This window comes from Thalassospira sp. B30-1, from assembly GCF_015767575.1.
GTDB lineage: Bacteria > Pseudomonadota > Alphaproteobacteria > Rhodospirillales > Thalassospiraceae > Thalassospira > Thalassospira xiamenensis.
Genome location: NZ_CP065232.1, coordinates 829,809 through 850,746, shown reverse-complemented (window position 1 = coordinate 850,746; position 20,938 = coordinate 829,809). Strand labels below are relative to the sequence as shown.

Sequence of the window (20,938 nt, the reverse complement as noted above, 5' to 3'; positions counted from 1 at the left end):
CGATGCGTAATTCCATTACCAGTGCCGCTTTTGCTGCCGGTCTGCTTGCTTCGGCGGCAACCCCGGCCTTTGCCGCAACCGAACTGACAATGTATTACCCCATCGCCGTTGGCGGTGCGTTGACCGAAGTAATCGACGGCATGATTGACGGTTTTGAAGCCGAACATCCCGACGTCAAGGTCAATGCGATTTATGCCGGAAACTATGACGACACCCGACTGCGTGCGGTTTCTGCAATCAAAAGCGGCGATCCGGCGCAGCTTTCGGTGATGTTTTCGATCGATGTCTATGACCTGATCGAACAGGATTTGATCATTCCGTTTGATGATGTTGTCAAAACCGCAGAAGACAAGGAATGGCTTAACGGCTTCTATCCGGCGCTGATGGCCAATGGCAAAGTCGACAACAAAACCTGGGGCATCCCGTTCCAGCGTTCAACCATCGTCATGTACTACAACAAGGACATGTTCCGCGAAGCCGGTCTTGATCCTGAAACTCCACCCCAGACCTGGGAAGAAATGGTTGCCGCGGGCAAGGCCCTTTCCAAAGACGGCAAATGGGGTCTGATGGTTCCGTCCACCGGATATCCTTATTGGATGTTCCAGTGCTTCGCCATTCAGAATGGCAAGGAACTGATGAATGCCGACGGAACGGAAACCTATTTCGATGATCCTGCCGTTATCGAGGCTCTTGAATATTGGCGCGGCCTCGCCACAAAAGAAAAGATCATGCCTGAGGGCACGATTGAGTGGGGCACACTTCGTCAGGCTTTCGTGCAGGGTCAGACCGGCATGATGTGGCATTCGACAGGCAACCTGTCTGCTGTCAAAAAAGAAGCCAAGTTTGACTTCGGTGTTGCCATGCTTCCGGCGCACAAAAAGCCCGGTTCACCGACCGGGGGCGGCAACTTCTATATGTTCAAGGGTTCCAGCCCGGAACAGCAGGCCGCGTCGCTTGACCTGATCAAATACATGACCGCGCCGGAACGTGCCGCAGAATGGTCAATTGCAACCGGTTATGTCGGCGTTACCCCGGCATCCTACGAAACCGACGCGCTGAAATCCTATGCCAGCGAATTCCCGCAGGCTGTGGTTGCCCGCGATCAGCTTAACGTCGCGATCCCGGAATTCTCGACCTATGAAACGGCCCGTGTTCGTGAATCTCTTAACAACGCCATTCAGGCGGCCCTGACCGGAGAAAAATCGCCGAAACAGGCCCTGATCGACGCCCAGGAAGATGCCAACCGTCTTCTTAAGGCGTTCAACTAAGCCGATCTGCTGCCGGGACGGTTTCCCCCCGTCCCGGCCCTTTTGCTTTCTTCATTTGAAATCCTTTTGAATTCAGGACGTGGCCTCGATGGGTGATCAGCCTCGAAACGATCTGGCAGCAATACAAAGACGCAAACTTGCTCTTTACGGTTGGATGCTGATGGCACCGTCGTTGGCGTTGCTTAGCCTGTTTGCATTTTACCCGGCCATCGCGACCTTCTTTGGCAGTCTTTTTACCCGTGGCACAACACGCCGCCCCAGCAGCTTTGCGGGATTTGAAAACTATCTTGATCTGTTTGCCGATCCGACATTCTGGACCGTGGCAGGCAACAATCTGATTTATGCCGGGGTTACAATTCCGGTTTCGATCATCTTTGCCCTGATCATGGCGCTTTGGGCCAACGCGCATATTCCCGCACGAAGCTTTGTGCGCAGCGCCTATTTCACGCCGACAATCCTGCCGATGATTGCCGCGGCGAATTTATGGTTGTTTTTCTATACCCCCGATCTTGGCATCATTGATCGTATTACCGGATTTTTCGGCGCGGAACCGACCAACTGGCTAGGGCAGCCCGAAACGGCACTGGCCGCGGTCATCATCGTGACGATCTGGAAAGAAGCCGGGTTCTTCATGATCTTCTATCTGGCAGCCCTTCAGACCATTCCGCCGGACCTCCGCGAAGCGGCCCGCATTGAAGGGGCCGGTCGCTGGACCTATACACGACGGGTGCTTTTGCCGCTTTTGATGCCAACCACGATATTCGTCTTTGTCAATGCGCTAATCAATTCGATCAAACTGATCGATCATCTGTTCATCCTCACCAAAGGCGGGCCGAACAATGCGTCAAAACTGATCCTTTACTGGATCTGGGAAATGGCATTCGCCTATTTCGACCGCCCGCATGCCGCGGCAATGACCATGATGGTTTTGCTAGTACTTGGTATCGTCGCAATCGTGCAATTCCGACTGGTTGAAAAACGGACCCATTACCGATGAACGTACATCTCGGCACCCGCCCATCACACATCGCCCAACCACATATTCGGTTCCCCGATCTTGCCAGGATTCTCGATACGCTGGGCGCATGGGTTCTTGCTCTTGTCTGGATTGCGCCGCTGTTATTTGCCCTTTGGGCGGCACTGCAACCGTCGGGCAGTGCACTGGAACTTGATTTCAGTGCACCACTGACCTTGCAGAATTTCATTGATGTCTGGAATGCCGTGCCTTGGATCGGCTATTTCGTCAATACGCTTACGCTTGTGTCCCTGATCCTGATGGGTCAGCTTGTTTTGTGCACATTGGCCGGTTTTGCCTTTGCCCGGTTTGCGTTCCGCGGCCGTGATGCCCTTTTCATTCTGGTGCTGTTGCAGTTGTTCATCCTGCCAGAAGTTCTGATTGTCGAAAACTATGCCATAGTTGCCAAACTGGGCCTGTTTGATACCGCCCTTGGCATCGGCCTGCCCTATATGGCCAGCGCATTTGGCATTTTCCTGCTGCGTCAGGCCTTCAAATCCGTACCGCTTGAACTTGAAGAAGCCGCACGTATCGAGGGATGCAGCTGGATGGGCGTTTTGTGGAAGGTTTATGTCCCTGCGGCCAAGCCGGTTTATCTGGCGTATGCGCTGGTGTCGGTGGCGACCCACTGGAACAATTTCCTGTGGCCGCTTATCGTGACAAATTCACAGGAAACCCGGCCCTTGACCGTGGGGCTTTCATTGTTCGGTGCGCCGGAAACCGGTGTTGATATTTCGGTGATCAGTGCTGCCACCATCCTGACCATTTTGCCGCTTCTGATCGCCTTCCTGATTTTCCAGCGCCAGTTCATTCAGGCATTTCTGCGTGCCGGGATCAGATGAACCGCAAGCTGTCCCGTTGACCCGGCGATACAAATTTGAATAACGCCACTTAAATATCGGGCATGGCTATTCATTCCTGAATCCAACAGACTGGCAACGTTCATAACTTTTGAAGTTTTTTCATATGCCGGTTCTGATCCTGCTTGTCAGCACAACAGTCGTCTGGGCGATGCTTCTGGTGTGCAACCGGATTGCATTGACAGCGTTTGATGTCGATGTTTATGCCATGACCTGCTGGCAGCTGGTTTTCGGCGGGCTGGCACTTGTGCTGATGGCGCCTGGAAGGCTCATTCCGTGGCGGCAATTCACCTTGCCGATCAACTGGGCATATGGGGTTTTGCGCGTTCTGACCGGGGTCAACTGGACCGCGGCACTGGTCTATATCAGCGCGCCTGAAAGCGGAATTTTATCACAAACCGGCATGCCGATGGCGGCCCTTGCCGCGGCCTTTATCCTTGGTCGCGCACCGGGCAAGGCGGAATGGTTCGGGCACACGATCCTGCTTGCCGGTGCCGGTTTTCTGGCGTGGCATCTGCCCGACGGCCTTGCCAACCCTGCGGTGTGGTTGATGCTGGCGTCCGAGGTTACGGCGATTTTATCATCCGTTCTGGCGGAAAAACACCCTGACAACCAGATCAAAGATGCGTGGTCGCATCTGCGATTTACCGGGGTTTTGTTGCTGATTACCGCATCGGTATTTTTGATCTTCCCGCCGCTGATCGGTTTTATCAGCCCGGTTCCGATCCCCTATACCTCGCTTGACGGGTTCTTCGGGATCGAGACCATATTGGCCGGTCTGATCCTTGGCACACTATTGCGCGGTCCTGCCATGGTCCTGACATTGCGGTCGATCAAGACAGCCGGGATGGAGAAATACATCCTTGCGACCAGTATCCTGCCTTTCATCCTTCTGGGCCTTGAAATGCTGGCCGCGCAATTTGAACTGACGCCAGCCCCCACCCATAACAGCGTTTTCTGGATTTCGGCCCTTCTGGTGATGCTGGGCATTATTCAGATCACCTATTCGAAACGTCTCCATTCCAGACGCCTGAAGGCGCTTGGTGCAACCACCCCGGCCGGGGCAGCCCCCACTGCCCCGGCCTGAGAACGAAAAGAACAATAAGCCCCCCTTGCGCCACCAATGCAGGGTCGCCCGGCGGTCAGGAGCCCCTTTCTTCTGACCGCATCCCCAAACGGCCAGCCTCCCAAAAAATTGGCCGTCCGACCCTGTTTCCATCCGGTGGTCTCCCTTCCGGATGGACCGAAACGCCCGGGTTCCCCGCCTGGGCGTTTCCTGTTTAATGGCAACGGATACTTCCCGATAAGATTGCCCCAAACAAGCATCTGAAACTTGAAATTGATACCGCCGTAAATTGGCCTAAACTGTCTGCAACAAGACCTGGCAATAACGGGCCAAGCAAGCACCCGAAAAAAGGGGCGCAAACAGAGCGGGGATTTCCAATGGCAAGTCTGCAACAACCGGACAATTACGAAACACTCAAATCCAAAATCGATACAGCCGCCATCGTCGGCCATACCACCGACAACACGGCGAAAATCTGGGTAAGGGCCTATATGACCGGGCGCTGGACACTGATTGTCACTGTGCAAAAACTACCCGAGGATGCCTATGATCTGTCAGGCAAAAGCCTTGCTGCTATGAAGGCCGCAAACAGTGATATCGTTTTTATGGAAGAACGCGAATTCACCCGTGAAACCGACCTGACCATGACGTTCGAGGTAGACAACCTTGAACCAGATACCCGCTATTACTATTACCTTGCATCGGACAAGCTTGATCTTGAGCGCTGCATCGAGATGGGCGGCGAACATGATTACTGGTTCCGGACATTGCCCAAAAACCCGCAGTCATTGCAGTTCGGGTTTTATTCCTGCCACGACCCGTTTAGCGTCAAACCCAACAGCGAAGGCGCATGGGACAAGTTTTATGATGTCCTGAACGAACGCCGTGCGGATTTTGTCATTGGCGGCGGCGATCAGGTTTATTGTGATACCAATCACGCATCGCGCATGCAGGACGTCTGGGTGTGGCTAAAGAATAACAAAAACGCCTTGCTGGCCGCCTATAGCACACCTGATGACAACCTCGACGAACCCGCGATCATTGATTATTTCACCAAGCTTTATCGCACCTATTACCGGATTTACTGGCAGTTCGAACATCTGCTGTCTGTTTACCGGCGTTTCCCGCAATACATGATATGGGACGATCACGAGATCATGGACGGCTGGGGCTCGCTGACCGCGGATGAGCGCAAGGCCAAGCTCGCCAATTTCTTTCAGGATGATGACGAGGACGCCAATTACGCGCTTGTAATGCTGATGTTCAAGGCCGCAGCGCGGGCCTATCTTGAATATCAGCATGCGCATAACCCTGACAGCATGATCGTCAATGGCGATCCCGATGCCAGCCACTGGGATTATAAATTCGATCAGGGAGCCTATGGCTTTTACATGCTTGACGTGCGCGGCCATCACGATTGTGAATTACCCGACGGACAGCGATTATTGGGGGCGGAACAGTTCGAACGCTTCAAAAGCTGGATCAATTCGGCCGCAACCAAAAAGAAAAAGGCGATCTTTATCTGTTCGCCCGTGCCCGTCGTGCACTGGACGGAAAGTGCCGTAAACACGCTCGATTTTGGCGGTCAAAAGGATGATTTCATGGATGAATGGGGCCATGAAACCAACCACAAGGAACGAAATGCGATGCTTGAATTGCTGCTGGCGCGATCCGCTGAAAGCAGCATCCCGATTGTGATCCTGAGCGGGGATGTCCATTGCGCCAGCGCGTTTCAGATCACGCATGGCAAAACCTATCCCGGGGCAAGGTTGTTCAATGTAACGTCAAGTGCGATTTCACGCAAACCGGCACCGGGCATTGCCACCGCCGCCATGCAAAAATCGGCCGATATAGACGGGTTCGATGGCGGTCGGTTTGAACAGATGTTCCGTTTTGCCGGGGAAAACAATTTCGCGCTGATCAATGCCGATTGCCGGGATGGTGACCTCAAAATAAGCGCCACCCTTTACTGGGCCGAACCCGGATCGGAAAGTGTCACACAGAAGGTGATCAAGCTGGTTGGCTAAAAAAAACCGGTCCCCGGGGGAACGGGGACCGGTCAGGCCGCACTCAAGCTTTCGCTTGCGGGGTCGGGGGAACGATGTGCGGCCTTTTCTGTCTGGTTGGGGAATATCCTGTTTTCAGTGTGCGTCGACGGATGGTTTGCCCGATCCTGCCGGACGTGCGAGCGGCAGAAGCAGCAAAGCCAGAATGAAGATGCCGGCCATGGCAAGCTGCACGTCGTTGAACGAAATCATGCTGGCTTCGCGCGTGACGATATTGACGATGGATTTCATCGCACTAGCCTGTGGGTCGGGCAGCCCCATGGCACCGTATCGTGCCGTCATGGTCGCCAGATAATTCTGGAAGGCCGTGCTTGATGTATTGATATGTTCGGCCAGATGGGCGAAATGCAGGTCGGTGCGTTTATCAAGCATGGTGTTGATCGCAGCCAAGCCAATCGCCCCGCCAAGGTTGCGCATCAGGTTATAAAGGCCGCTGGCGTTTTTGATCTTTTCCGGTGGCAAGGTGCCAAGTGCCAGATTGGTGATCGGCAGCATGCAGAACATCAGGGCAAAACCACGCACAGCCTGCGGCAGGATCAGTTCGTGAAACGATACCTGACTGTTCTGAAAACCGTTCAGGGCAACCCCCACCGCAAACAACGCCAGACCAAAGCCCAGCACGACACGCGCAGGCAATCTGGCCGTCAGTTTCCCGGCAATCGGGGCAGAAATGAACTGGCAAATGCCGGTGACCGCCATGATGGTGCCGATTTCCAGACTGTCATAGCCGCGCACACGGCTTAGCAACAGCGGCAGGATATAGACACTGCCATAAAGCCCGATGCCAAGGGTGAAACTGAAGATACAGCCCATGGCAAAGTTGCGATCCCTGAACGAGCGCAGATCGACAATCGGATGATCATAGGTGAACATCCGCCGGAAGAAGTAGAGTCCCGAAATCACGCAGATCACGGCACCATAAACAATGGCGCGTTCATCAAACCAGTCATCTTTTGGGCCCTCGTCCAGCACATATTCCAGACTGCCGAGAAAGGCTGCCATCGCAAGCAATCCGCGCAGATCAAAGCCACGGAGCAGCGACCGATCGCCACGATCAACATCAAGCGTTACCGCGACGACAAGCGCGATCAGCATGCCCGGCACAACATTGATCAGAAACAGCCAGTGCCACGAAAATGACTGCGTCAGATAACCGCCCAAAGTCGGCCCCACAGTCGGCGCCATAGTGGCAATCAGACCAATCATCACCGAGGCGGTATTACGTTTATCCGCCGGGAAAATGATATAGGTCGTGGCAAACACGGTCGGGATCATCGCCCCGCCAAGGAAACCCTGCGCGGCACGGAACCAGATCATGCTTTCGATTGACCAGGCACAGGCCGAGGCGATGCTGAAAATCGTAAAACCGATTGCAGAGGCAACAAAAAGCCAGCGGGTTGAGATCAGGCGTGACAGGAAACCCGAAAGCGGGATCATGACGACTTCGGCAATCAGGTAACTGGTCTGGACCCAGCCGATTTCATCGGGGCTTGCTGACAGACCGGCCTGAATGTTTTCAAGCGAGCTTGCGACGATCTGGATGTCAAGGATCGCCAGAAACATGCCAACCACCATCGCAACCCAGCCAATAAACTTGGTGGTATCGACATGCTGCACCGGATCATCGGGAAAGGCTATGGAACCGGGGCTGGTGGCGGCACTGCTCATTTCAGTTGCGCTCCGAGAGTTCCGGGGTCGGCGTTACAACACTGGCAAGGCCGGAACCCGCCGCATGCTCAGCACCGTCACCATCACGCACATCGACATTCACAACAACCGACAGGCCCGGGCGTAGGGCCTTGGCAAGGTCACTGTTATCAAGGGCAATACGCACCGGGACACGCTGGGTGATTTTGGTGAAGTTGCCGGTGGCATTTTCGGGCGGCAGCAAACTGAACTGCGCGCCGGTGGCAGGGGCAAAGCTTTCGATCCGGCCGGTGATATCAGCATTGGGAAAGGCATCGACTTCTATCCGGACCTTCTGGCCCGGTGCCATATGGCCGATCTGGGTTTCCTTGAAATTGGCCACAACATAAACACCCGGAAGCGGCACAAGCACGAGCAACTGTTCGCCGGGCTGAACCAGTGCGCCGGTCTGAACCGACCGATTACCAATCACACCGTCAAAGGGTGCGTAGATGCGCGTGTCATCAAGGGCCTGCTGCGCGATATCGCGCGCGGCCTCTGCCTGTGATACGGCGCGTTCGGCTTCGACCTTCTGCGCACGCAGAACGCCGATCCGCCCCTGCTCGACCGCAAGGGTCGCATTGGCAGCAGCCACCTGTGCCTGTGCTGTTTGACGGTCGGCCTTGGCGTAATCGAATTTCTGGCGGCTGGCCGCCCCCTTTTTCACCAGATCCTCGTAACGCGTATAATCCTCGGACGTGCGATCAAGTTCGACCTTCGCAATGCGGACATTGGCCGCCGCCTGATCGATGGCGGCCATCTGAAGGGTGATCTGCTCGTCCATGGTCTGAACCGCGGCACGGCGCGCATCAAGGGCGGCCTCGGCCTGTTTCAGTTCGGCACGATAATCTTCGTCCTTGATGGACAACATCAGTTCGCCCTTGCGCACAGGCTGGTTTTCGGCAACCCGAAGGTCGCCGACATATCCCGAAACCTTTGGCGAAATCGCGACTTCGTCAGCCTGTAAATAGGCATTGTCGGTCGATTCGTGGTACTGACCTTCAGTCACCCAGTAGAACCCGTAATACCCACCGCCACCGGTAATCGCCGCAGCGATCAGGGGCAGTATGACTTTTTTCACACTCATCGTCCGTTTGATCCTTTTGGTATTGATCAGTACCATTTGAACCCTTATGGTACCAAACAGTACCAAACGTCAAGTGCAGAATTGGAACAGTTGCTTGTCCGAAACGCGAAATATCGACCCGAGAACCCTGAAACGTCGCGAAGCGCTGATTGATGCGGCCCGTGAACTTTTTTGCGAACATGGCCTTTCGGGTACGACACTTGAGATGATCACCGCCGAAGCTGGCGGCTCCCGGCGAACAATTTACGAATTGTTCGGCAACAAGGACGGCGTATTCGAAGCGGTGATTCGCAATTGCACGGGACGTGTGGTTGCTGTCATGGCCGATCTGGAATTGTCACAGATGCCGCTGCGTGCGGCCCTGATCCATTTTGGCGAAACGCTGATGACGCTTCTGACCACGCCGGAAACCATTCGCTATATGCGGCTGTTCCTGTCCGAAGTTCCGCGGTTCCCGCATCTGGGCAAGGTGTTTTATGAAAGCGGCTTGATGAGCGGCCGCCGGATCATCACATCCTACTTCGAACGCCAGATGGAAGAAGGCAACTTCCCCAAAAGCGATCCGAAACAGGCCGCCGTGTTTTTCACAAGCCTGCTTAAGGCCGATTACGATTTCCGACAGATGACCTATGTCGGCTGGGAACCACACGCAAAGGATTTGCACGCCCATGTAATTGCGGCGGTCGATATGTTCCTGCGCGGATACGGAATAGACCCGGCCAAGGTTGACCAGAAAACCCCGGCGCAGGCATAAGCCTGCGCACCGAACGACTTCCGGCTCAGAACATGACCAGCAGGCGATAGGCAATCGGCCCCATCATCGTGATCACCCCGATCCAGACAAGTGCAAGGCCCCATCCCCGGTCGCGGAAGCTGTATCCGACGCCCAAAAGGCAGAAGCCGACAATGCAGAGCGCGATGATGATGTTGGTTTCATAAGGCAGGTTCATGGAAGCCCCCATTTGGTTCCGGTTTGACGTTGCCGGAGTCTTCCCCCTGAACCCGACAAATGCGAGTTTGACCCATTCCATAACCTTTTTCTTTGATCAGGATCATATGCCGTCACATGCCATGTCCCCTGCCCGTGGGATGCGCACTAATTCAGGGAATGGTGTAAATATCGGGCAAACCAGCGTTTTCTAGAGCAGCATCAACATCGGCCAAGGCACAAAAACCCAGCAATTTCGGCCTTGCGCGAAAGTCTTAACAAGGATGTTGCGCCGCCCTCTTTGATTTTCTGATTTCATCCTGTATGTTGCGCTCTCCCGACGCGGCCAGGGCGCTCCCTCGCGCGCCGGATGAAATGTCAAATGGCAGCCGCGCTGTATCCTGGCCGCGGCCAGAAAGGGAGTATTCCATGAGCAAGATTCAAGTGAAGAATCCCGTCGTCGAGCTCGACGGCGACGAAATGACCCGGATCATCTGGGACTTCATTAAAACCAAACTGATCCTGCCGTATCTCGACATCGATCTTAAATATTACGATCTGTCGGTTCAGAAACGCGACGAGACCAACGACCAGATCACCATTGATGCAGCAAATGCCATCAAGGAACATCGTGTTGGCGTCAAATGCGCGACCATCACGCCGGACGAGCAGCGCGTCGAGGAATTCGGCCTGAAGAAAATGTGGAAGTCGCCGAACGGCACCATCCGCAACATCATCGGCGGTACCGTTTTCCGCCAGCCGATCATCTGCTCGAACGTTCCGCGTCTGGTTCCGGGCTGGACCCAGCCGATTGTCATCGGTCGTCATGCTTTTGGTGATCAGTACCGTGCGACCGACTTCAAGGTTCCGGGTGCAGGCAAACTGACCATCAAGTTCCAGCCGGCAGACGGCGGCGAGCCCATCGAACACGAAGTCTTCGACTTCCCGTCTTCAGGCGTTGCCATGTCGATGTACAACCTTGATGACAGCATCATCGGTTTCGCACGCGCCTGCATGAACTATGGCCTTGCTCTTGGCTGGCCGGTTTACCTGTCGACCAAGAACACGATCATGAAAGCCTATGACGGCCGCTTCAAGGATCTGTTCGAGGAAGTCTTCCAGAACGAATTTGCCGACAAGTTCAAAGCTGCTGGCATCACCTATGAACACCGCCTGATCGACGACATGGTTGCATGTGCGATGAAATGGAATGGTGGTTTCGTCTGGGCTTGTAAGAACTATGACGGCGACGTTCAGTCTGACACCGTGGCACAGGGCTTTGGCTCGCTTGGTCTGATGACCTCGGTTCTGATGACGCCGGATGGGCAGACCGTAGAAGCAGAAGCAGCCCACGGCACCGTCACCCGCCACTATCGTCAGCACCAGCAGGGCAAAGAAACCTCGACCAACCCGATCGCGTCGATCTTTGCCTGGACGCAGGGCCTGAAATACCGCGGCGAGTTCGATGATACGCCGGAAGTTGTGAAATTTGCCGAAACCCTTGAAAAAGTCTGTGTCGACACTGTCGAAGCTGGCTTCATGACCAAGGATCTGGCGCTGCTGATCGGTCCGAACCAGAAATGGCTGACCACCATGCAGTTCCTCGACAAACTTGACGAAGGCCTGAAAGTTGCCATGGGCTGATTGCCCGGCATTTTGCCAGAATGATGAAACCCCGCCAGTGCAAACTGGCGGGGTTTGTCGCATTTTATGGATGTTTTTTTTTCAGGAAGCCGCCGCAGCACGGACGAAACGGCCATGCTGATAATCATCGAAGGCCTGCATCAGTTCCTGTTTGCTGCTCATGACGAACGGGCCATAGCGAACAACCGGTTCGTGCAGCGGACGGGCCGCAATCAGAAGCATCCGCCCGCCTTCGGGGCCGCCTTTAAGGGTGATGCTGTCACCGTCTTCAAGCACGGCCAGATGATGCGTGGTGACGGCTTTATCGGCAACAATCGCATCCCCGATAAAGACATAAACCATGGCCGCGTGGCCTTCAGGCACCGGCAGGGTCACCTCGCGACCAGCCGCCAGTTTGGCATCAATAAAGACCGGTTTGGTGGCAATCCCGTTAACCGGGCCGGTTTTGTCCATGAATTCACCGGCGACAAGGCGCAGATCAACACCGTCTTCGGGGCTGAATTCGGCAACGTCGCAGCCTTCAATATTCTGGTAACGCGGGGTAACCATCTTGTCCTTGGCCGGCAGATTGATCCAAAGCTGGACCCCCTGCAAAAGACCGTTTTCCTGTTCCGGGCTTTCGGAATGCAAAATCCCGCTGCCGGCGGTCATCCACTGCACACCACCCGAACGCAGAACACCTTCATTACCCATGCTGTCCTTATGACGCATGGCGCCTTCGACCATATAGGTCACGGTTTCAAAACCACGATGCGGGTGTTCGGGGAAACCGGCAATATATTCGTCAGCATTATCCGTCGAAATTGAATCGAGCATCAGAAACGGATCAAGCATATCAAGCTGCGGCGATCCGACGGACCGCTTCAGCGATACGCCTGCCCCGTCGGATGTGTCCATCGCGCGAAGTACGCGCGCAACACCGCGCGGTTTTTTGCCCTGTTCAGACATCAGGTCCTCCTGTCAGCAGCCGGGAATCTATCGGGCTGCGATCTGTGAAACTTCATATCCCCGAATCTGGCAGAAAACTGTCGCGAAACAATGGCCAATCAAGCATCGAATTGTTTCCCATAACACCCCAATCAATCAAAAAGGCACGAACATCATAGCAAATGTTCGTGCCTCTCAATGTATCGGGGCCGCGCAGATAACCCGCACGGCCCTGATATCGAACGCAATCAATGATTACCCAGCCAGCTTTGCCGCCAGTTCGGCAACGTGTTTGCCTTGGAATTTTGCAATATCAAGCTCGTTGGTCGAAGGCGTGCGCGAACCATCCGCCCCGGCAAGCGTTCCCGCGCCATAGGGCGAACCACCGGTAATTTCGTCCATATTGGTCAGCCCCGAACAGCTATAGGGCACACCGACAATCACCATGCCATGATGAAGCAACGTCGTATGGGTCGTGACAATCGTGGTTTCCTGACCACCATGCTGGGTTCCGGTCGAGGTAAAGACCGAACCGATTTTGCCGATCAGTTTGCCTTTGGCCCACAGACCGCCGGTCTGATCAAGGAAGGTGCGCATCTGGCCGGGCATATTGCCAAATCGGGTCGGAACGCCAAAGATGATCGCATCATATTCCGGAAGATCGTCAACTTTCGCCACCGGAGCCACCTGGTCAAGCTTGGCACCAGCACCTTTGGCGACATCTTCGGGCATGGTTTCAGGAACGCGCATGACGTCAACATGCGTACCGGCAACACCACGTGCGCCTTCGGCCACGGCATTTGCCATGGTTTCGATATGTCCGTACATCGAATAATAAAGAACCAGAACCTTGGCCAATTTTGCCTCCTTGAGTTGAAAATCCGTCGCCATCAGCATGCGACAACTGCCGCCTGACGGAAACAGTCAGATTGGAAACAGTCTATTTCGCTTAACCTACCCGGATCAGAACGCGCGCATCCCGAAACTGTTCCAGACCGCGACATACCAGCGTAGTCAGTCCTGCTGCGGTCGCACCGCCAGATATTCGACAACCTGATCGGGGAAGTCGGTAAAGATGCCATCAATCCCGGCATCGTCAAAGATCGCCTTAAGCGCAATATCCATATCGCCCGCCCATTTCGGCAACTGGTCAGCCCGCAGGGTATAGGGATGGACTTTCAACTGCGCACGCTGGGCTGCGATCAGGGTTGGTGTCATGATCGCCGTGCCATCGGCACTAAGCCCTTCGATGACCTGTGGCAACCAAGGGCCAAGACCATCCACCACAGTTGCCATTTCGGCCACACCATCATCGGTTTTCAGATAATCGTAGTCCGTGCCTTCGGGCGCACCCCATTTGTTTTCACCCAGCAACTGAACCAGCTTGCCCTGATATTTCAGATCATTCCGGATACGCTTGGTTTCGGCCCAGTCGAAGCTCTGAACAAAGGAATTGGATTCCGGCGTGCCATAACCCCAATGTTCCATGATCTTGATGACCGCGGCCGTTACATCCTGTCCTTCGGACTTGTGCCAGGCCGGGTTCTTGATTTCCGGATAGATGCCGACATCGCGCCCGGTTGATTTGTTAAGTCCCCGGATCATGGCGATTTCTTCTTCAAAGGTCGGGATTTTGAAGATGGCATATTCGCCGGGGAAACGGTTGGGATAAACCTGCTCGCCGGTCTCGGCTTTGAACCGTTCAGTAACGTTCAGACTTTTGAGTTCTTCAAGCGTGAAGTCGATGGCGTAGTACCGGCCATCTTCACGTTTGCGGTCGGGGAACTTCTTGGCAACGTCGGTCGTGGTATCGATATGGACGTCATGCAGGACAACCGGCACGCCATCCTTGGACATCACCACGTCCTGCTCGATGAAATCCGCCCCCATGCCATAGGCAAGCGCCTTTGCCGGAAGGGTATGTTCGGGCAGATAGCCCGATGCTCCCCGATGGGCGATCACAACCCGTTCAAGAGTACTGTCCTGTGCCATTGCCGGTGTAATCGACAAAGGCAGAATGGCAAGTGCCGTTCCCAGAATGGCCGCACGCGCAGATTTCATCAGCATCCCATAACTCCTTATTTCCACATAAGTTTTGCCTAGCATAGTGACGAAACGATGCGGCAGGAACAAGGCAGAAGGCGATAGCACAAAGTTTCTTGAAACTGTTACGCCTGATCGCCTTCCATGGATTGCTTTGCAACGGGTTGATCACCCCAGAAGTTCATCCGCGATTTCGGCCAGAAAATCGGGCAGCACATGATAGGCGTATGGTGCATAAAGTCGTTCATGACGTTGGTGATATTCCCGGCCCCACGGACCGATATTAACCACCGGATAGGTCAGGGCATTGTCAACCGGACGATCGACCAGTTCGGCAATCGGGGTGCTGGCGGCGATGATATCGATATCGGCGACATCGGTCACATGGCCGAAAAAGCTCATATCCGAGATGCCCATGAAATAACCGCGATCACAGATCCGCGTTTTGTGGCGGGCCTCTATCGTGGTGCGGGCCCGGTCAATCGCATCCAGAAACTGACGGTCCATATCCTTTGCGCGATCAACATGCACCGCCGGGTAATGCAAACCGGCCAGACCGGTCACTACGGCCGGGCCGCGCAGATGTGCCTCGGCCAGCATGGCCCTAACCATAATGCGGGTACGGTTGAGCGGATTGTTATCATGTGCCGTTTCAATGGCCACCGCATCGATCCGGTCAAGCGCATCGCTGCCGCCCGATGCAAAGGCCATGTCACGCAATTGGGCAATTGTGACCATGCGTAAGGGTGGCAAAGGTGCGAGAGCAGCCTGACCGCAGGCCTTGGCATAGCGGGCCGCGTGGTCGGCAAACCGTTCAAGTGCGCGGTTTCCGGCATCCTTTACGATGGCGGTGAAATCGCCCATAAGTTCGGCACAGCTTTTCCCCATCACCAGCCAGTTAAACGCCATCCAGACATGTTCAGGCGTGGTGACTTCGTAGATATCGCGCACATCGCGGGCCTCAAGACAGACCGGGGGCGGTGCGGTTTCACGCATGCCGCGATCACACAGGTTACTATTAGCCTCGATCGCCTGCATGATTTCCGATGCGATCACATGGGCGGAAACACCATCAAACGGATAACCGACATGGGTTGGCAAACCCACCACCAAGGCAAAGGGCAAAAGCTTCCCGACCGAGCCATGGAAAATTGCGCGCCCGGCCTCGCCATTGCCGGGGTCGCTGCTGGCATCCAGATTGACCCCGCCGACAATATCGAGGTTCCATCGCCCGGCCAATTCCGGCAACGCATTGCGCAGGCTGCGCATACCGCATGAATTGCGTTCTTCATCAGGTGTCAGGAACAGGACGACATTGCCCTTCCGGTCCGGCTGCTGGCTGAAATGTTCAAGAAATGCAATGCCCGCCGCATCGCCGCTTTTCATATCAAGCAATCCGCGCCCCGGGATGAAATCTCCTGTCTGAAAATCGCGAAGGGCAAGTGCCTCGGCATCGCTAAGATTTTCCTGGCCCGAAAGATCGGCAATCAAAGCCTCACACAGCGCATCGGGCTCAAAAGCCAGATGTTTCAGATCATGATAATTTTCAATCGAAACCACATCAAAATGCCCGGCCATCGCCAGTGTTTTGCGACCATGCCCGCGCACCAGTGCGACAACGCTTTTTGCCATCCGGCTGCCCCCCGCCACCGGATGGCTGTCGATCACGGCGATATTGTCGGGGTTATCCTGAAAATAAGGAATTTCATGCAAAATATCGATGATCAGCCCTGCGATATCGGCTTCCCCGGCGCTGCCGGTAACACTGCCAAAACGGGTCAGACGGTCGGCGATTTCAGCAGTACGGGCATAAGGTGCCCATCGTTCTTCCGGCATGGCCATGTGTTTGCTCCCTGATGACGAGACAACAGAATATGCTTTGCCGAAAACAGTTAAAATGCCAGTTTGATACAATTTTCGATTGGAAATTGATGATTTCATCAGGATAATTGACGAAATCATCAAAGCGAAATGAAATCATGGATGACCTGGATCGTCGCCTTCTTGCCGAACTGCGCATCAATGCGCGTGCATCCGTCCCGGAACTGGCGCAGCTTTTGGGGGTTGCCGCCGGAACGGTTAAAACCCGAATGGATCGCCTGATTGATCAGGGGGTGATTGCCGGATTTACCGTGCGCCTGCGCGATGATGCGTCGGACGGTACCATTCGGGGCGTGATGATGATCGAGCTATCGGGCAAGAATGTAAAAACGCTGGTCGCAAGCCTTCGCAAAAATCTTGGCTTTGCCGCCCTTCACACCACCAATGGCGAATGGGACCTGATCGCGGAAATTCAGGTGCCTGCCCTTTCGGATTTTCATCAGGTGGTCACGACCGTACGCACCATGGAAGGTATCGCCAAAACCGAAAGCTATCTGTTTTTGGGGCCGGCATGATCGGAATGAGTTGGTTTCATTCCATCAATCTGGCGCGCAAAGCCTCATCGCGCAGCGCACACATATCCGTCCGGCCAAATATCCTGTAACGGTTCCGCGCCACCCATCGATAAAGCCCTTCCTGCAATGACCGCGGCAAAATCCTGAGCGGCTGAAACAGCCATCCGGTGCCTCCTACCCGTGCACCGGCGCGAATGATACCGTCAAGCGCACTATAAGCCCGACCATCCAAGATATAGAGCCAGCTTTCGGGTTTTTGCGCATCAATACCATAATGACGCAGAAGCGCCGTCCCCAGTTCCGCCTGCGAACGGCAGATGCCAAATTCTCCGGCTTTGTCGGCATGCGCCATCCAGCGGGCCGTCATGGCACACAGGCCGCATTGCCCATCCATCACAATCACCGGACGGGAATCGTCAAAGTCCGGCAACGTGTTGTCGTCGCGGTATGAATAGGGCGGTTTGGAAATGCGCAGGTTCATATCGATAGACCACGGGGATATATTGATCAGGTCCGGAGGCGGTTTCTTACCCGGCGATATCATCGGACTTGTGAGCGGATATGGCCATGTCAACCTTCCGATCAGTTTCCTGACACCGATATCAGCGGTTCAATTCCCCGGTCATCCGATCAAGCCCCTCAAGGGTCAGCGGATACATCCGGCCTTCCATCAGCTTGTGCATGATCTGGATCGAGCCGTGATATTGCCACCAGTTTTCCGCCTGCGGATTAATCCAGGCGGCATGTTCGAAATGATCCAGCAAACGTTGCATCCAGACCGCCCCGGCTTCCTCGTTCCAATGTTCGACCGAGCCACCGGGATAGGTGATTTCATAGGGGCTCATGGTGGCATCGCCAACAATCACCAGCTTGTAATCCGCACCATAGGTCCGGATTACATCCCATGTTGAAACCTGATCGGTGCGGCGGCGCGCATTGTCCTTCCAAAGCCCCTCATAGGGGCAATTGTGGAAGTAATAATATTCCAGATGCTTGAATTCGGTTTTGACCGCGGAAAACAGTTCCTCGCAGACCTTGATATGGTCATCCATCGACCCGCCGATATCAAACAGCATCAGGACCTTGACCGCATTATGCCGTTCGGGCCGCATTTGAACATCAAGCCAGCCCTGACGGGCAGTGGATGAAATGGTACCGGGCAGATCAAGCTCATCTGCCGCCCCGGTCCGGGCCCATTTGCGCAAACGCCGCAGGGCCACCTTGATATTGCGCGTGCCGATTTCAACACTGTCATCAAGGTTTTTAAACTCGCGTTTGTCCCAAACCTTGACCGCGCGCCGATGGCGGGATTTATCCTGCCCGATCCGCACCCCTTCGGGGTTATAGCCATAGGCGCCAAAGGGCGATGTCCCGGCGGTGCCGATCCATTTATTGCCACCCTGATGACGGCCTTTCTGTTCCTCAAGCCGCTGTTTAAGGGTTTCCATCAGTTTTTCCCAACCGCCAAGAGCCTCGATCTCGGCCTTTTCCGAGTCGGTCAGGAATTTTTCGGCAAGCTTGCGCAGCCATTCTTCGGGAATGTCAGCCTTGGCAACTTCGTCCATGCCGTCAGCCAGATCAACCACACCCTTGAAATGGGCGCCAAAGACCTGATCGAACCGATCAAGATGGCGTTCGTCTTTCACCAGTGCTGCGCGCGCCAGATAATAGAAATCCTCGACCGCATAGTTCGCAAGGCCCTTTTCGACGGCCTCAAGCAGCGTCAGATATTCGCGCAAACTGACCGGAACGCGGGCTTCTTTCAGCTTGTAGAAAAAGCCGGTGAACATGATGGTCTAACGCCCTTCTCGCCGCGCCATGAAGGCAAGACGTTCAAACAGATGGACGTCCTGCTCGTTTTTCAAAAGCGCCCCATGAAGTGGCGGCACGGCTGTTCTGGCGTCCCTGGCCCGCAATGCTTCGGGCGGCAAATCCTCGGCCATCAGAAGTTTTAGCCAATCAAGCAGTTCCGAGGTAGACGGCTTTTTCTTAAGCCCGCCAACATCGCGCATGTCGTAGAACAGGTTCAATGCCTCGGACACCAGACGTTTCTGGATATCGGGGAAATGGACCGCAACGATTTCCGCCATGGTTTCGGCATCCGGAAAACGGATATAATGGAAGAAACACCGGCGCAGGAACGCGTCGGGCAGTTCCTTTTCATTGTTCGATGTAATGATCACGATCGGGCGATTGGCGGCCTTGATGGTTTCCTGTGTCTCGTAGACAAAGAATTCCATCCGGTCGAGTTCCTGAAGCAAATCATTGGGGAACTCGATATCGGCCTTGTCGATTTCGTCAATCAGCAGAACCGGCGCGCTTTCATCCTCGAACGCTTCCCAAAGCTTGCCTTTGACGATGTAATTGGCAATGTCGTGCACGCGCGCGTCACCAAGCTGGCTATCGCGCAGGCGCGAAACCGCATCATACTCATACAATCCTTGCTGGGCGCGTGTGGTTGATTTGATCGACCAGGTAATCAGCTTCTTACCAAGCGATTTTGCAATTTCCTCAGCCAGAACGGTTTTGCCGGTTCCCGGCTCGCCCTTGACCAGAAGCGGCCGTTGCAAAGTGATCGCGGCATTGACCGCCACCATCAGATCCTCGGTCGCAACGTAATTTTTCGTGCCCTGAAACTTCATTTTTGCCCTGCAACATAAGTTGACGTTTACGTTAACCTAGGGCGTTGCGAGCCGGGCGGCAAGGGACGAGTTTAACAACCCGCCAACTTCAACGTTCTTGTAGAGTTCAAGCCGATAGCCTAAGGTTAGTGAAAATCATACAAACTCCAGACTATTTTAAAGTCTTGGTGCCGGGGGAGTTACAAAGCTGCGCGATTGCGATTGTGCAATGCGTCTGGGGGAAGCTTGTGTGACGTATCTTCAGAATTATCAGGTTCTATCATCGCGTGATCTTTATGAAACCCGGGCTCTTCTGGCCGAACTGAATTCCATTGATACACTGGACCTGATCGAACGCCACGCATCTTTCGATGTCTCGATCCATGGCGTTGCCTTGGGCGATTTGCAAGTTTTGCATTCGTCCTTTGGGGATTGTCGCATTCAGCTTCGAACACCAGAAAGCGATAACGATGCCCTATTCATGATCATCCCGACCGAAGGGGGGGGATCGGTGCAGCATCAAGGGCAGAATTACACAATTTCGACCAAGCGCGGAATGATCCGCGACATGCGCGTTCCGCTTTTCGCTGACGAAGACCGGTTTGCCTGCTTGGGCGTCCGGTTGCCGAAAGACATCATCGCCAGACATTGCCGGACACTTTTGGGCAATGATATGCCGACCATGGATCCGGGGTTCGAAATCAGCCTTGATCTGGACACTGCGCCGGGTCGGCATGTCTGCAATACTCTGAATTACATCGCGCAAGCACTTGATGACCCGCTTCACAATCTCGACAATTCCATTGTTCTGAATAGTCTTCAGGATCTGCTTTTGACAAATATCCTGATGATGTTTCCGAACTCCTGTTCGGAGCAACTAAATGGAAAACCGAAATCGAACGCGGTTCCTCATTATGTCAAACGGGCGCGCGACTACATTCATGCCTACGCCCATACAGCGATCACACTTGAAACCCTGGTACAACATGCGGGTTGCGGTTATCGGACGTTACAAATGGCCTTTAACGCCGCTTATGGTATGTCGCCAATGGCGTATCTCAGATCGGTGCGCCTGAACAACGCCTATAACGACCTTCTTAATGACGCAGACGGAGCAGGCGTTGCCGAGATTGCCATGAAATGGGGCTTTGCCCATGCCGGTCGCTTTGCCCGGATCTATGCAAGGCAGTTCGGTGTTTTGCCTTCCGAAACCCTGCGCAAACGACAATAATCTATGACCATCACCTGTTGTCACGGGCAGGTTTCAGTTTATGCAGATCGGGGGTGGAAATGATCGCATCACCGCCTATAATCCCATCGAAACTCGATAA

Annotated in this window: 19 protein-coding genes; 9 read left to right on the top strand and 10 right to left on the bottom strand. The window is 54.5% G+C overall.

Going from position 1 to position 20,938, the window contains the following annotated elements:
• Window positions 1–2 precede the first annotated feature (2 nt).
• From IT971_RS03875 to IT971_RS03855, 5 genes are all read left to right on the top strand, one after another.
• Window positions 3–1,268 (top strand): ABC transporter substrate-binding protein, encoded by a 1,266-nt coding sequence (locus IT971_RS03875; protein ID WP_063092773.1) that lies wholly within the window; start codon window positions 3–5, stop codon window positions 1,266–1,268.
• Between the two features lie 88 nt (window positions 1,269–1,356).
• Window positions 1,357–2,265 (top strand): carbohydrate ABC transporter permease, encoded by a 909-nt coding sequence (locus tag IT971_RS03870; RefSeq protein WP_007090528.1) that lies wholly within the window; start codon window positions 1,357–1,359, stop codon window positions 2,263–2,265.
• A complete protein-coding gene (locus IT971_RS03865; protein ID WP_196871108.1) occupies window positions 2,262–3,125 on the top strand; it encodes a carbohydrate ABC transporter permease in 864 nt (287 codons plus the stop codon). Before IT971_RS03870 ends, IT971_RS03865 begins: the two co-directional genes overlap by 4 nt.
• 124 nt (window positions 3,126–3,249) lie before the next feature.
• A complete protein-coding gene (locus IT971_RS03860; RefSeq protein ID WP_063092771.1) occupies window positions 3,250–4,230 on the top strand; it encodes an EamA family transporter in 981 nt (326 codons plus the stop codon).
• 356 nt (window positions 4,231–4,586) lie between these two features.
• Window positions 4,587–6,236: an alkaline phosphatase D family protein gene (locus IT971_RS03855; RefSeq protein ID WP_063092770.1), complete on the top strand. Its 1,650-nt coding sequence runs from the start codon at window positions 4,587–4,589 to the stop codon at window positions 6,234–6,236.
• Between the two features lie 114 nt (window positions 6,237–6,350).
• Here the strand turns inward: IT971_RS03855 and IT971_RS03850 are convergent, their stop codons facing one another.
• Window positions 6,351–7,943, bottom strand: coding sequence for a DHA2 family efflux MFS transporter permease subunit (locus IT971_RS03850; protein ID WP_063092769.1), 1,593 nt, complete (start codon window positions 7,941–7,943; stop codon window positions 6,351–6,353).
• 1 nt (window position 7,944) lies between these two features.
• Window positions 7,945–9,048: an HlyD family secretion protein gene (locus IT971_RS03845; RefSeq protein ID WP_223305005.1), complete on the bottom strand. Its 1,104-nt coding sequence runs from the start codon at window positions 9,046–9,048 to the stop codon at window positions 7,945–7,947.
• A gap of 94 nt (window positions 9,049–9,142) precedes the next feature.
• Here IT971_RS03845 and IT971_RS03840 point away from each other — a divergent pair, with 94 nt between their 5' ends.
• Entirely contained in the window at window positions 9,143–9,802 is a 660-nt protein-coding gene (locus tag IT971_RS03840) for a TetR/AcrR family transcriptional regulator (protein ID WP_063092767.1), read from the top strand.
• Window positions 9,803–9,827: 25 nt separating this feature from the next.
• Here the strand turns inward: IT971_RS03840 and IT971_RS03835 are convergent, their stop codons facing one another.
• Window positions 9,828–9,998, bottom strand: coding sequence for a hypothetical protein (locus IT971_RS03835; RefSeq protein ID WP_167710548.1), 171 nt, complete (start codon window positions 9,996–9,998; stop codon window positions 9,828–9,830).
• A 407-nt stretch (window positions 9,999–10,405) separates the two neighbouring features.
• Here IT971_RS03835 and IT971_RS03830 point away from each other — a divergent pair, with 407 nt between their 5' ends.
• Window positions 10,406–11,620 carry an NADP-dependent isocitrate dehydrogenase gene (locus tag IT971_RS03830; protein WP_063092765.1) on the top strand — a complete coding sequence of 405 codons (1,215 nt, stop codon included), beginning with the start codon at window positions 10,406–10,408 and terminating at the stop codon, window positions 11,618–11,620.
• 81 nt (window positions 11,621–11,701) lie between these two features.
• On the opposite strand, the gene IT971_RS03825 is transcribed toward IT971_RS03830, so the two are convergent.
• From IT971_RS03825 to IT971_RS03810, 4 genes are all read right to left on the bottom strand, one after another.
• Entirely contained in the window at window positions 11,702–12,568 is an 867-nt protein-coding gene (locus tag IT971_RS03825; RefSeq protein ID WP_063092764.1) for a pirin family protein, read from the bottom strand.
• 234 nt (window positions 12,569–12,802) lie between these two features.
• Window positions 12,803–13,405 carry an NAD(P)H:quinone oxidoreductase gene (wrbA, locus tag IT971_RS03820; RefSeq protein WP_007090544.1) on the bottom strand — a complete coding sequence of 201 codons (603 nt, stop codon included), beginning with the start codon at window positions 13,403–13,405 and terminating at the stop codon, window positions 12,803–12,805.
• Window positions 13,406–13,561: 156 nt separating this feature from the next.
• Window positions 13,562–14,614 (bottom strand): glycerophosphodiester phosphodiesterase, encoded by a 1,053-nt coding sequence (glpQ, locus tag IT971_RS03815; RefSeq protein ID WP_063092763.1) that lies wholly within the window; start codon window positions 14,612–14,614, stop codon window positions 13,562–13,564.
• A 144-nt stretch (window positions 14,615–14,758) separates the two neighbouring features.
• Window positions 14,759–16,432, bottom strand: a complete 1,674-nt coding sequence (locus IT971_RS03810; RefSeq protein ID WP_063092762.1) for a M20/M25/M40 family metallo-hydrolase — start codon at window positions 16,430–16,432, stop codon at window positions 14,759–14,761.
• 137 nt (window positions 16,433–16,569) lie between these two features.
• On the opposite strand from IT971_RS03810, the gene IT971_RS03805 reads away from it, so the two are divergent.
• Complete coding sequence (locus IT971_RS03805; protein ID WP_063092761.1) at window positions 16,570–16,986, top strand: Lrp/AsnC family transcriptional regulator; 417 nt, start codon at window positions 16,570–16,572, stop codon at window positions 16,984–16,986.
• A 16-nt stretch (window positions 16,987–17,002) separates the two neighbouring features.
• Here IT971_RS03805 and IT971_RS03800 read toward each other — a convergent pair whose 3' ends face one another.
• The 3 genes from IT971_RS03800 to IT971_RS03790 all read right to left on the bottom strand — a co-directional run bounded on the left by IT971_RS03800 (window position 17,003) and on the right by IT971_RS03790 (window position 19,628).
• Entirely contained in the window at window positions 17,003–17,467 is a 465-nt protein-coding gene (locus IT971_RS03800) for a thiol-disulfide oxidoreductase DCC family protein (RefSeq protein ID WP_063092840.1), read from the bottom strand.
• Between the two features lie 121 nt (window positions 17,468–17,588).
• Window positions 17,589–18,776 carry a VWA domain-containing protein gene (locus IT971_RS03795; protein WP_063092760.1) on the bottom strand — a complete coding sequence of 396 codons (1,188 nt, stop codon included), beginning with the start codon at window positions 18,774–18,776 and terminating at the stop codon, window positions 17,589–17,591.
• A gap of 6 nt (window positions 18,777–18,782) precedes the next feature.
• Window positions 18,783–19,628, bottom strand: coding sequence for a MoxR family ATPase (locus IT971_RS03790; RefSeq protein ID WP_063092759.1), 846 nt, complete (start codon window positions 19,626–19,628; stop codon window positions 18,783–18,785).
• 229 nt (window positions 19,629–19,857) lie between these two features.
• On the opposite strand from IT971_RS03790, the gene IT971_RS03785 reads away from it, so the two are divergent.
• Complete coding sequence (locus tag IT971_RS03785; RefSeq protein ID WP_158526674.1) at window positions 19,858–20,838, top strand: AraC family transcriptional regulator; 981 nt, start codon at window positions 19,858–19,860, stop codon at window positions 20,836–20,838.
• Window positions 20,839–20,938 lie beyond the last annotated feature (100 nt).

Bases quoted from the DNA above. Each gene is read 5' to 3' on its own strand.
- IT971_RS03790 (WP_063092759.1), bottom strand. From the start codon at position 19,628: ATGAAGTTTCAGGGCACGAAAAATTACGTTGCGACCGAGGATCTGATG.
- IT971_RS03795 (WP_063092760.1), bottom strand. From the start codon at position 18,776: ATGTTCACCGGCTTTTTCTACAAGCTGAAAGAAGCCCGCGTTCCGGTC.
- IT971_RS03800 (WP_063092840.1), bottom strand. From the start codon at position 17,467: ATGAACCTGCGCATTTCCAAACCGCCCTATTCATACCGCGACGACAAC.
- IT971_RS03875 (WP_063092773.1), top strand. From the start codon at position 3: ATGCGTAATTCCATTACCAGTGCCGCTTTTGCTGCCGGTCTGCTTGCT.
- IT971_RS03855 (WP_063092770.1), top strand. From the start codon at position 4,587: ATGGCAAGTCTGCAACAACCGGACAATTACGAAACACTCAAATCCAAA.
- IT971_RS03870 (WP_007090528.1), top strand. From the start codon at position 1,357: ATGGGTGATCAGCCTCGAAACGATCTGGCAGCAATACAAAGACGCAAA.
- IT971_RS03845 (WP_223305005.1), bottom strand. From the start codon at position 9,048: ATGAGTGTGAAAAAAGTCATACTGCCCCTGATCGCTGCGGCGATTACC.
- glpQ (WP_063092763.1), bottom strand. From the start codon at position 14,614: ATGCTGATGAAATCTGCGCGTGCGGCCATTCTGGGAACGGCACTTGCC.
- IT971_RS03865 (WP_196871108.1), top strand. From the start codon at position 2,262: ATGAACGTACATCTCGGCACCCGCCCATCACACATCGCCCAACCACAT.
- IT971_RS03860 (WP_063092771.1), top strand. From the start codon at position 3,250: ATGCCGGTTCTGATCCTGCTTGTCAGCACAACAGTCGTCTGGGCGATG.
- IT971_RS03835 (WP_167710548.1), bottom strand. From the start codon at position 9,998: ATGAACCTGCCTTATGAAACCAACATCATCATCGCGCTCTGCATTGTC.
- IT971_RS03850 (WP_063092769.1), bottom strand. From the start codon at position 7,943: ATGAGCAGTGCCGCCACCAGCCCCGGTTCCATAGCCTTTCCCGATGAT.
- IT971_RS03810 (WP_063092762.1), bottom strand. From the start codon at position 16,432: ATGGCCATGCCGGAAGAACGATGGGCACCTTATGCCCGTACTGCTGAA.
- IT971_RS03825 (WP_063092764.1), bottom strand. From the start codon at position 12,568: ATGTCTGAACAGGGCAAAAAACCGCGCGGTGTTGCGCGCGTACTTCGC.
- IT971_RS03830 (WP_063092765.1), top strand. From the start codon at position 10,406: ATGAGCAAGATTCAAGTGAAGAATCCCGTCGTCGAGCTCGACGGCGAC.
- IT971_RS03805 (WP_063092761.1), top strand. From the start codon at position 16,570: ATGGATGACCTGGATCGTCGCCTTCTTGCCGAACTGCGCATCAATGCG.